Genomic DNA, 10607 nt, shown 5'->3' with positions numbered 1-10607 from the left:
GGGTCAGGGTGATCCCTGACCGGCCGGCGGCCCCGACGGTAGGACCTCACGTCGCGTCATGGTCAACCACCGACCGCCGCCGTTGGTCACGGTACGTGAGCGCCGCCACCTATCCGCCGGGTCGCACCAGCCCCGTCTCGTACGCCAGCACGACCGCCTGCACCCGGTCGCGCAGCCGCAGCTTGGTCAGCAGGTGCCCGACGTGGGTCTTGACGGTGGTCTCGCTGACCGACAGCTCGCGGGCGATCTCGGCGTTGGACAACCCGCGCGCCACCTGCACCAGCACCTCCCGCTCCCGCTCGGTCAGCGGGTCCAGCACCGGCGGCGCGGCGGCCGCCGGATCCGGCAGCACCTCGGCGAAACGGTCCAGCAGCCGGCGCAGGATCCGCGGCGCCACCACCGCCTCCCCGGCCGCCACCGTGCGGATCGCGGTGACCAGGTCCTCCGCCGGCACGTCCTTGGCCAGGAACCCGCTCGCCCCGGCGCGCAACGCCCCGACCACGTACTCGTCCAGCTCGAACGTGGTCAACACCAGCACCCGCACCGGCAGCCGGGCGTCCACGATCGCCCGGGTGGCGGCCACCCCGTCCATCCGCGGCATCCGGATGTCCATCAGCACCACGTCCGGCAGCAGCCGACGGGACAGCTCCACCGCCTCCACGCCGTCGCCGGCCTCGCCCACGATGTCCAGGTCGTCCTCCACGCCGAGGACCATCCGGAACCCGGTGCGCAGCAGCGGCTGGTCGTCGGCGAGCAGCACCCGCACCGGTCGGGGCGCGGCGGCCTCGGTCATGGGTGTCCCCTCGTCGTGCCGACGGTCAGTCGCGGATCGCGCCGGCCGGGTCCAGCGGGATCCGGGCGTACACCCGGAAGCCGCCGCCCGGCACCGGTCCGGTCCGCAGGATCCCACCGTAGAGGGCGACACGTTCCCGCATACCGACCAGCCCGTGCCCGATCCGGTCGGGCGGCGTCGAGCCACCGCGTCCGGTGTCGGTGACCTCCACGGTCAGCGAGTCGTCGACGACGGCGAGCCGGACCAGGGCGCTGGCCGGGCCGGCGTGCCGCAGCACGTTGCGCAGCGCCTCCTGCACCACCCGGTAGGCCGCCAGCGCCACCCCGTCCGGCACCGGGCCGAGCGGGCCCGCCGTGTGCACGGCGACCGGCAGCCCGGCGTCGCGGGCCTCCCGCGCCAGCGTCACGACGCCGGCCAGGCCGGGCTGTGGCGCCAGATGCGCCGGCGGACCGGTGTCGGCGCGCAGCACCCGCAGCAGGCGGTGCAGCTCTCGCAGGGCCGCCCGCCCGGTGTGCTCGACCGCGGCCATCGCCCCGTCGGCCGCGCCGGGATCGCGGCGCAGAACCCGGCGGGCGCCGGTGGCCAGCACCTCCATCGCGGCGACCTGGTGGGCGACCAGGTCGTGCAGCTCCCCGGCGATACGGCGCCGCTCCTCGGCGAGCGCCGTCGGCCCGGCGGCGTACGGCCCCGGCCCGGCGCCGCGGGTCCGTGCCCGGGCGGCCCGGCGGGCCTGGGTGGCGCGACCCAGCGCGTAGGCCAGCGCGGCGGTGAGCACCGTGTCGCGCACCCGGCGGGCCGGCAGCCGATCGGTCATGCCTGCGACGTTAGGAGGCCGCCGGATCGATCTCGTCGTCGCCGCAGCCGAACCGGGTCTCCTCCCGGAGGAGGAGGCTCACTCGTCGGCCCCCGGGGTCGCCGGGCGGGCACGGGCGTCCACCAGCGGGTCGGGCGCCGCGGCGGCCACCGGGAACGGTGGCGGCGTGCCGCCGAAGCTCGGGCACCGTGCCTGGTGGCTGCACCAGTCGCAGAGCCGGCTCGGCCGGGGCCGGAAATCCTGCCGGGCGGTGGCCTGCTCGATCGCCCGCCACAACGCCACCACCGTGCGCTCGAAGCGGACCAGCTCCTCGGCGTCGGGGGCGTAGTCGCAGACCTCGGCGTCCTTGAGGTAGAGCAGGCGCAGCACCCGCGGCACCACGCCCCGGGTGCGCCACAGCACCAGGGCGTAGAACTTGAGCTGGAACAGCGCCCGCGCCTCGAACGCCTCGCGCGGCGCGCCGCCGGTCTTGTAGTCGACCACCCGCAGCGCGCCGTCCGGCGCCACGTCGAGACGGTCGAGGTAGCCCCGGATCAGCAGCTCGTCGTCGACCACCGCGGAGATCAACGCCTCGCGTTTGGCGGGCTCCAGCCGGCGCGGGTCCTCCACGCTGAAGTAGCCGTGCAGCAGCGCCGACGCCGAGCGGAGGAACTCCTCCCGGCCGTCCGCGTCGCCGTCGGCGAACAGCTCCGCCAGCTCCGGCTCCTCGGTGACCAGCCGGTCCCACTGCGGGGCGACCAGGTCGCCCGCCGACTCCGGGGTGCGCGCCGGGGCCGGCAGGTCGAACAGCCGCTCCAGCACGGCGTGCACCAGCGTGCCCCGGGCCTGCTCGACGGTGGGGCGCTCGGGCAGCCGGTCGATGCTGCGGAACCGGTAGAGCAACGGGCAGGTCTTGAAGTCGGCCGCCCGCGACGGCGACAGCGACGCCCGCACCGTGACCGGCGGCTGTGCCGTCGTCTGGTCGCCCTGCGTGTCGATCACCGATTCCGCCGTCATGTCCGGAAGGTTAGGCCACCGGTGTGACACGGCCGCCGTCGGCGCACCGGACCATGATCCGCCCCGCGTAGCATCGCCGGGGTGCGGCAACGGACCCGAACTCGGCGCCGGCCCGGGCTCAGCCTCGGCCGGGTCTTCGGGGTGCCACTGCGCGCCGACGCCTCGATGCTGCTGCTCACCGTCGTGGTCACCGTGCTCTACGCGGCCCTCGCGCGCCGCCAGCTCGGCCTCGGGCACGTCGGCGGCTACCTGGTCGGCTTCGGCTTCGTCGTCTCGCTGCTCGGCTCGGTGCTGCTGCACGAGCTGGGTCACGCGCTCACCGCCCGCCGCTTCGGCATCGGTGTGCGCGGGATCACGCTGGAACTGCTCGGCGGCTACACCGAGATGGACCGCGACGCCCCGACGCCCCGGACCGAGCTGCTGATCTCGCTGGCCGGGCCGGCGGTCTCCGCGGTGCTCGGCGCCGCCGCGGTCGCCGCCACCCTCGCGCTGCCCGCCGGCACGCTGGGCCACCAGCTCGCCTTCCAGCTCGCGGTGAGCAACGTGGTGGTGGCGATCTTCAACGGCCTGCCCGGCCTGCCGCTCGACGGCGGCCGGGTGCTGCGCGCGGTGGTCTGGGCGCTCACCCGCGACCGGCACCGGGGCACCGAGGTGGCCGGCTGGATCGGTCGGGCCGTCGCGCTGGGCACGCTCGCCCTGGTGGTGGTGCTCACCCTGCGCCGGGCGCTCGCCCCGTTGGCCCTGCCGCTGCTCCTGCTGGTCGCGCTGACGCTCTGGCGCGGCGCCGGGCAGTCCATCCGGCTGGCCCGCATCGGCCGCCGGCTGCACCTGGTCGACCTGGCCCGGCTGGTCCGCCCGCTGCTGCCGGTGCCCACCGGCACCCCGCTCGCCGAGGCGCACCGCCGCCGCGACAGCGCCGGCACACCGGACGCCGCGCTGGCCGTCGTCGACTCCGCCGGCCGCACCGTGGCGGTGGTCGACCCGGCCCGCGCCGCCGTCGTACCCCCGGACCGGCGTCCGTGGACCGCGGTCGACGAGGTGGCCCGCGGCCTGGCCGACCTGCCCGCCCTGCCGCTCGGCGCGGACGGCGAGCGGGTGCTGGAGACCATCCGCACCCACCCGGGCGCGCACTACCTGGTGACGGCAGGCGAAGATGTGGTCGGCGTGCTGCACGTAGCGGACCTCGCCCAGCTCCTCGAACCGAAACGGAAGACGAACACGTGACCGCAGAGCTCTCCACCGTCCCGGCGCTGCCTCCGGTGCACCGCGGGCCGTTCCGGCCCGGCGACCGGGTCCAGCTGACCGACCCGAAGGGCCGGATGCACACCGTGACGCTGGAGCCCGGCAAGGAGTTCCACACCCACCGGGGCATCCTCGCGCACGACACCCTGATCGGCCTGCCCGACGGCAGCGTGGTCACCACCGCCGGCGGCGGCACCGCCTTCCTCGCGCTGCGGCCGCTGCTGTCGGACTACGTGCTGTCCATGCCACGCGGCGCCCAGGTGATCTACCCGAAGGACTCGGCGCAGATCGTCGCCATGGGCGACATCTTCCCCGGCGCCAAGGTGCTGGAGGCCGGCGCCGGCTCGGGCGCGCTGTCCTGCTCGCTGCTGCGCGCCGTCGGCACCGAGGGTGAGCTGCACTCGTTCGAGCTGCGCGACGACTTCGCCCAGATCGCCCGGCGCAACGTCGAGGCGTTCTTCACCGGCCCGCACCCCGCCTGGCGGCTGCACGTCGGTGACGTCGCCGAGTGCGCCGAGACCGGGTTCGACCGGATCATCCTGGACATGCTCACCCCGTGGGAGATGCTCGACATGGTCGAGCGGGCGCTGGTCCCCGGCGGCGTGCTGATCGGCTACGTGGCCACCACGCCGCAGCTCTCCGAGCTGGTCGAGGCGCTGCGGGAGCGCGGCGGCTGGACCGAGCCGCGCGCCTGGGAGTCGATGGTCCGCGACTGGCACGCGGAGGGGCTGGCGGTCCGCCCGGACCACCGCATGATCGCGCACACCGCGTTCCTGGTGTCCGCGCGCAAGCTCGCCCCCGGGGTCACCGCGCCGCCGCGCCGGCGCAAGCCCAGCAAGGGCGCCGAGGCGTACGCGCAGCGCCGCGACGCGTTACGCGCCGCCGCGGCGGCCCGGTCGGCGGAGGAACCCGAGCGGTCCTGACCCCCGGCGCACGGACCGGCGCGGGCGGGGGAATCATGTGTGCCCGTGGGGACGACGACACCGGAGACGGTAAACATGAGGGAGCGGGCCGGGGCGCCGGACGGGTGGGGCACCCGGGGCGGCGGCGGTGCGGGCCGACGGGAGGTGGCGTGAGCAGTCCCGGCTACGGCAACGGCGAGATGCCCGCCGTCTTTCCCGACTGGTCGCCCTACGCCGACCTGGAGTCGGCCGCCCGGGCCTACCTGCGGGACCCCGACATCGCCCTGGAGGCGCTCGGCGGGGTGCTGCGCGGCGCCTCGGTGCTCGGGTTCACGCTGGAACGCTTCGTCAACGAGGTCAACGGGGTCTGGCAGGAGGTCGTCGTCTGCGACGGCAGCCGGCTGGTGCTCTGGCACGGCGAGGACGTCCCGCCGGGGGAGGGGCCGCCCGGCGCGATGACCTCGTCACTGCGCGTGGTGCCGGTGTCCACCGTCACCGAGGTCGGCTGCCGGCGCCGGCTCACCCGCGCCGACGACGGCACGGTCCGGGTCGACAGCATCGACGTCTACCTGCTGCTCAGCTCGCTGGACGAGGCGCCGCCGAGCGACGAGGCGCCGGGCACGCCGCGACACGACGCGTTGCGCTTCGGCAAGACGCTCGACGACGGCGGCGCCGGGCAGATCGCCCGGCTGGAGGAGTTCGCCCGGCTGGTCGCCTCGGTCGTCGGGCGTCCCATGCTCTAAGCCGACGACGCGGGCCGGGGACGCCGTCCCCGGCCCGTCGCGTCGGTGGCACGTCTCAGTCGTCGGCCTCCGGGCCGGCCACCTCGACGCCGTCGCTGCCGCGCACCACGTGGATGCACTCGCCCGGGCACTCCTTCGCCGAGTCGATCACCTCGAGGCGCAGGTGCTCCGGCACGTCCACCCGGGCGCCCGGGGCCTGCCGCAGCTCGCCGTCGGCGCCCTTGACGTACGCCAGGCCGTCGACGTCGAACTCGAAGACCTCCGGCGCGTACTGCACGCACAGGCCGTCACCCGTGCAGAGTTCCTGGTCCACCCAGACCTGCAACTGGTCGGTCGCGACGTCGGTCACGAAGCACCCCCCATGTTCTCCCGTCCCGGACTCCGACGGTACCCGAACGCCCGTACCCGCCCGTCGACCAGCCCTTGGCGATCAAGCTTCGGTGACGAGCGCGTTGCGGAGGACCGAATCGGGCTCATAGCGGCTAGTGTTAGCTCAGAACGTTCAAGCCCCCCGGGGAGGTGGGACGTGGCACGCAGCGACGACGCGGACTCGCGCGCCGCACGGTGGGAGAAGGAAGCCCACGATCTCTCCACGCAGGTCGCGTTCCTGCAAGAGGAACTCGCTCTGGTGCGACGCAAGTTGACCGAAAGCCCCCGACACGTCCGGCAGCTCGAAGAGCGGCTGGCCGCCACCCAGGCGCAGTTGGCACGGCTGAACGAGAACAACGAGCGGCTCGTGAGCACCCTCAAGGAGGCTCGCGCGCAGATCGTGACGCTCAAGGAGGAGATCGACCGACTCGCCCAGCCGCCGAGCGGCTACGGCGTCTTCCTGGCGAAGCACGACGACGGCACGGTGGACGTGTTCACCGGCGGGCGCAAGCTCCGCGTCGCCGTATCGCCCTCGCTGGAGGTCGACGAGCTGAGCCGTGGCCAGGAGGTGCTGCTCAACGACGCGCTCAACATCGTCGACGCGTTCGGTTTCGAACGGGTCGGCGAGGTGGTGATGCTCAAGGAGATCCTCGCGGGTCCCGACGGCGCTCCGGGTGACCGGGCGCTCGTGGTGTCCCACTCCGACGAGGAACGGATCGTGCACCTCGCCGAGACCCTGATCGGCAGCGCGATCCGGGCCGGCGACTCGCTCATGATCGAGCCCCGCTCGGCGTACGCGTACGAGCGGATCCCGAAGAGCGAGGTCGAGGAGCTGGTCCTGGAGGAGGTGCCCGACGTCGACTACGAGGACATCGGTGGCCTCCAGTCGCAGATCGAGCAGATCCGCGACGCGGTGGAGCTGCCCTTCCTGCACGCCGACCTGTTCCGCGAGCACCAGCTCCGGCCGCCGAAGGGCATCCTGCTCTACGGCCCGCCCGGCTGCGGCAAGACGCTGATCGCCAAGGCGGTGGCCAACTCGCTCGCCAAGAAGATCGCCGAGCGCGAGGGGAAGGAGCGGCACACCAGCTTCTTCCTCAACATCAAGGGCCCCGAGCTGCTCAACAAGTACGTCGGCGAGACCGAGCGGCACATCCGGCTGATCTTCCAGCGAGCCCGGGAGAAGGCCGGCGAGGGCACCCCGGTGATCGTGTTCTTCGACGAGATGGACTCGATCTTCCGCACCCGTGGCTCCGGCGTCTCCTCCGACGTGGAGAACACCATCGTCCCGCAGTTGCTCAGCGAGATCGACGGCGTGGAGGGCCTGGAGAACGTCATCGTCATCGGCGCCTCCAACCGGGAAGACATGATCGACCCGGCGATCCTGCGGCCGGGCCGGCTCGACGTGAAGATCAAGATCGAGCGGCCGGACGCCGAGGCGGCCAAGGACATCTTCTCCAAGTACGTCCTCTCCGAACTGCCGCTGCACGCCGACGACCTGGCCGAACACGGCAGCGACCCGCAGGCCACCGTGGCCGCGATGATCGACGCCGTGGTCCTGCGGATGTACTCGGAGACCGAGGAGAACCGATTCCTCGAGGTCACCTACGCCAACGGCGACAAGGAAGTCCTCTACTTCAAGGACTTCAACTCCGGCGCGATGATCCAGAACATCGTCGACCGGGGCAAGAAGATGGCCATCAAGGAGTTCCTCACCTCCGGGCGCAAGGGGCTGCGGCTGCAGCACCTGCTCGACGCGTGCGTCGACGAGTTCCGGGAGAACGAGGACCTGCCCAACACCACCAACCCCGACGACTGGGCGCGCATCTCCGGCAAGAAGGGCGAGCGGATCGTCTACATCCGCACGCTCGTCTCCGGCGGCAAGGGCGCCGAGGCCGGTCGGTCCATCGAGACCGCCAGCAACACCGGCCAGTACCTCTGAGATCGGCCCACCGGGGCGGCGCCGCGCAGGCGTCGTCCCGGTCGATCGTCGCCAGGGCCACGAAAACGAGGCAACCTCGGCACCACCACCGACAACGGCTCCACGCCGGCCGACTCCGGCTCGGCGTCGGCGTCGGCCGCCGCCGACCCGGTCGCCGCGATCCGGCAGGGCCTCGGCCGCAGCCTGGAGAAGACGGCCAAGATGGACGTCACCATCAAGGCGGGGGAACAGACCATCACCATGCGCTCCGCCATCGAACCCGCCACCGGTGCGATGACGCTGGACATGAAGACCCCCGACCCGGTGAGCATGGTCGTCACCGCCGACGCCCTCTACGTCAAGCAGGACGAGCCGGACCGTAAGCCCTGGGTGAAGCTGGACCGCAAGCGCCTCCGGCCGGACGGGCCGTTGGCCCAGGGCCTCGACGTCCGGTCGCAGGCCGGCATCCTCGGCGGCGTGGAGTCCGCCCAGTCGGCCGGCGACGGCCGCTACACCGGCGTTGCCGACGCCGAGAAGGCCGTCGCTGCCGCCTCCACCGAAGGCGAGCGCAAGACCCTGCGGAACGCGTTCAAGGTGCTGAAGAACAAGTCCGTGCCGTTCCAGGCCACCCTGGACCCCGAGGGTCGGCTCACCCTGCTCACCTACACGTTCGACACGGCCGCCGGGACCATCGAGAACGAGATGAAGATGCACGGCTTCGGCGAGCCGGTCCGCATCGACCCGCCGAAAGCGTCGGACACCGAGGCGGCATCGGCCGAGATGTACCGCTTCTTCTGACCGGTCACGCGGGGGCGCCGGAGCGCGAGGCGCTGCTCCGGGCGCCCCGCCTGCCACGCCGCCCCGCCCACCCGGGGCCCGGCGCGTCACCTATCGGCGACGCGCCGACTACGCTCGACCTGACGGGGAATCCGACGGCGAGCGGAGCGGGCAGGTCGATGAGCGTCAGACGGATCATGGGCACCGAGGTCGAGTACGGCATCTCCGTGCCCGGCCAGGCCGGAGCCAACCCGATGGTCACCTCGTCCCAGGTGGTCAACGCCTACGGAGCACGACCGGAACTCAACCGGGGCGGCCGGGCACGCTGGGACTACGAGGAGGAGTCGCCGCTGCGCGACGCCCGCGGGTTCACCTACTCCGGGGCGGCGTACGACCCGGCCGAGGCGCTCGCCGACGAGGATCTCGGGCTGGCCAACGTGATACTCACCAACGGCGCCCGGCTCTACGTCGACCACGCCCACCCCGAATACTCCACCCCCGAGGTGACCACGCCGCTCGACGTGGTGCGCTGGGACAAGGCGGGGGAGCGGGTGATGGCCGAGGCGTCCCGGCGGGCCGCCACCATTCCGGGCACCCACCCCATCCACCTCTACAAGAACAACACCGACAACAAGGGCGCCAGCTACGGCTCCCACGAGAACTACCTGATGCGCCGGCAGACGCCGTTCGCCGACATCGTGGCGTACCTGACGCCGTTCTTCGTCACCCGGCAGATCGTCTGCGGCGCGGGCCGCGTCGGCATCGGCCAGGACGGCGGCCAGAGCGGCTTCCAGATCTCCCAGCGCGCCGACTTCTTCGAGGTCGAGGTCGGGTTGGAGACCACGCTCAAGCGGCCCATCATCAACACCCGCGACGAGCCGCACGCGGACGCCGACAAATACCGACGCCTGCACGTCATCATCGGCGACGCCAACCTCTCCGAGATCTCCACCTTCCTGAAGGTCGGCACCACCTCGCTGATCCTCGCCATGATCGAGGAGAAGGCGCTCGGCGCGGACCTGGGCATCGCCGACCCGGTCGGCGAGCTGCGCGCGGTCAGCCACGACCCGTCGTTGAAGCACCTCATGCGGATGCGCGACGGCCGCCGGCTGACCGCGCTGGACGTGCAGTGGGCCTACCTGGACCGGGTCCGTTCCTTCGTGGACGACCGTTACGGCGCCGACGTGGACGCGCAGACCGCCGACGTCCTCGACCGCTGGGAGAGCGTGCTGGACCGGCTCGGCCGCGACGCGTTCGAGTGCGCCGACGAGTTGGACTGGGTGGCCAAGCTGCGGCTCTTGGAGGGCTACCGGGAGCGGGAGAAGCTCGGGTGGGGCTCGCACAAGCTGCAACTGGTCGACCTGCAGTATTCCGACGTGCGGCCGGAGAAGGGCCTCTACCACCGGCTGGTCCAGCGCGGGTCGATGAAGACGCTGCTCACCGACGAGCAGACCCGGACCGCGATGACCGAGCCGCCGGAGGACACCCGGGCCTACTTCCGCGGCCGCTGCCTGGCGCAGTACGCCTCCGAGGTGGTCGCCGCGAGCTGGGACTCGGTCATCTTCGACGTGGGTCGGGAGTCGCTGGTGCGGGTGCCGATGATGGAGCCGGAGCGGGGCACCCGGGCGCACGTCGGGCAGCTCTTCGACCGGTGCGAGAGTGCCAAGGATCTGCTGGAGTTGCTCACCGGCGGGTGACCTGGATGCCGGAAGGCCCGTCGAGTGCCGGAACCCGGCGCGCGGCGGGCCTTTCGTCGCCCGCGCGAGGTAAGTTGATCGCAGGCGATCGTGGAGGAGGCACCACCATGGCGGCACAAGAGGGTGGGCAGACCCAGTCCGGCAAGTCCCACGAGGAGGTCGAGGAGGTCACCGCTCAGGCCAACCCCGAGGTGGCCGAGCGGCACGCCGAGATCACCGAGGACGTCGACGACCTGCTCGACGAGATCGACTCCGTCCTGGAGGAGAACGCCGAGGAGTTCGTCAGGGGCTATGTGCAAAAAGGGGGCCAGTGAGGCTTATGCCCGATTTGCTGGGGCATCTCCCTGACCCGAGGC

At 72.6% G+C, this 10607-nt stretch carries 11 protein-coding genes; 7 read left to right on the top strand and 4 right to left on the bottom strand.

Annotation, left to right across the window (positions count from 1 at the left end):
* Positions 1-109 precede the first annotated feature (109 nt).
* The 3 genes from O7618_RS11255 to O7618_RS11245 all read right to left on the bottom strand — a co-directional run bounded on the left by O7618_RS11255 (position 110) and on the right by O7618_RS11245 (position 2603).
* On the bottom strand, positions 110-793 hold the full coding sequence (locus O7618_RS11255) for a response regulator transcription factor (protein ID WP_278105996.1): 684 nt from the start codon (positions 791-793) through the stop codon (positions 110-112).
* Positions 794-818: 25 nt separating this feature from the next.
* Positions 819-1607 (bottom strand): sensor histidine kinase, encoded by a 789-nt coding sequence (locus tag O7618_RS11250; protein WP_278105995.1) that lies wholly within the window; start codon positions 1605-1607, stop codon positions 819-821.
* Positions 1608-1685: 78 nt separating this feature from the next.
* Positions 1686-2603: a PD-(D/E)XK nuclease family protein gene (locus O7618_RS11245; RefSeq protein ID WP_278105994.1), complete on the bottom strand. Its 918-nt coding sequence runs from the start codon at positions 2601-2603 to the stop codon at positions 1686-1688.
* Positions 2604-2768: 165 nt separating this feature from the next.
* Between O7618_RS11245 and O7618_RS11240 the strand changes: the two genes are divergently transcribed.
* The 3 genes from O7618_RS11240 (at position 2769) to O7618_RS11230 (ending at position 5490) form a co-directional block, all read left to right on the top strand.
* Complete coding sequence (locus O7618_RS11240) at positions 2769-3827, top strand: M50 family metallopeptidase (RefSeq protein WP_278109970.1); 1059 nt, start codon at positions 2769-2771, stop codon at positions 3825-3827.
* On the top strand, positions 3824-4768 hold the full coding sequence (locus O7618_RS11235; RefSeq protein ID WP_278105993.1) for a tRNA (adenine-N1)-methyltransferase: 945 nt from the start codon (positions 3824-3826) through the stop codon (positions 4766-4768). The genes O7618_RS11240 and O7618_RS11235 overlap by 4 nt, the downstream gene beginning before the upstream one ends.
* A 149-nt stretch (positions 4769-4917) precedes the next feature.
* Positions 4918-5490: a hypothetical protein gene (locus O7618_RS11230; protein WP_278105992.1), complete on the top strand. Its 573-nt coding sequence runs from the start codon at positions 4918-4920 to the stop codon at positions 5488-5490.
* Positions 5491-5545: 55 nt separating this feature from the next.
* Here the strand turns inward: O7618_RS11230 and O7618_RS11225 are convergent, their stop codons facing one another.
* Entirely contained in the window at positions 5546-5839 is a 294-nt protein-coding gene (locus O7618_RS11225; protein WP_091058143.1) for a ferredoxin, read from the bottom strand.
* Between the two features lie 177 nt (positions 5840-6016).
* Between O7618_RS11225 and arc the strand changes: the two genes are divergently transcribed.
* The 4 genes from arc to O7618_RS11205 all read left to right on the top strand — a co-directional run bounded on the left by arc (position 6017) and on the right by O7618_RS11205 (position 10565).
* The gene (gene arc / locus O7618_RS11220; RefSeq protein WP_278105991.1) at positions 6017-7798 is read left to right on the top strand and encodes a proteasome ATPase; all 1782 of its coding nucleotides are present in this window, start codon (positions 6017-6019) and stop codon (positions 7796-7798) included.
* 201 nt (positions 7799-7999) lie between these two features.
* Positions 8000-8575 (top strand): hypothetical protein, encoded by a 576-nt coding sequence (locus O7618_RS11215; RefSeq protein ID WP_278105990.1) that lies wholly within the window; start codon positions 8000-8002, stop codon positions 8573-8575.
* Positions 8576-8733: 158 nt separating this feature from the next.
* Complete coding sequence (gene dop, locus O7618_RS11210; RefSeq protein WP_347405366.1) at positions 8734-10251, top strand: depupylase/deamidase Dop; 1518 nt, start codon at positions 8734-8736, stop codon at positions 10249-10251.
* A gap of 107 nt (positions 10252-10358) precedes the next feature.
* Complete coding sequence (locus O7618_RS11205) at positions 10359-10565, top strand: ubiquitin-like protein Pup (protein ID WP_181568146.1); 207 nt, start codon at positions 10359-10361, stop codon at positions 10563-10565.
* Positions 10566-10607: the final 42 nt, after the last annotated feature.

This window comes from Micromonospora sp. WMMD980 (assembly GCF_029626035.1).
In the GTDB taxonomy this organism is placed as follows: domain Bacteria; phylum Actinomycetota; class Actinomycetes; order Mycobacteriales; family Micromonosporaceae; genus Micromonospora.
This window is presented reverse-complemented; position numbering and strand designations above follow the sequence as displayed.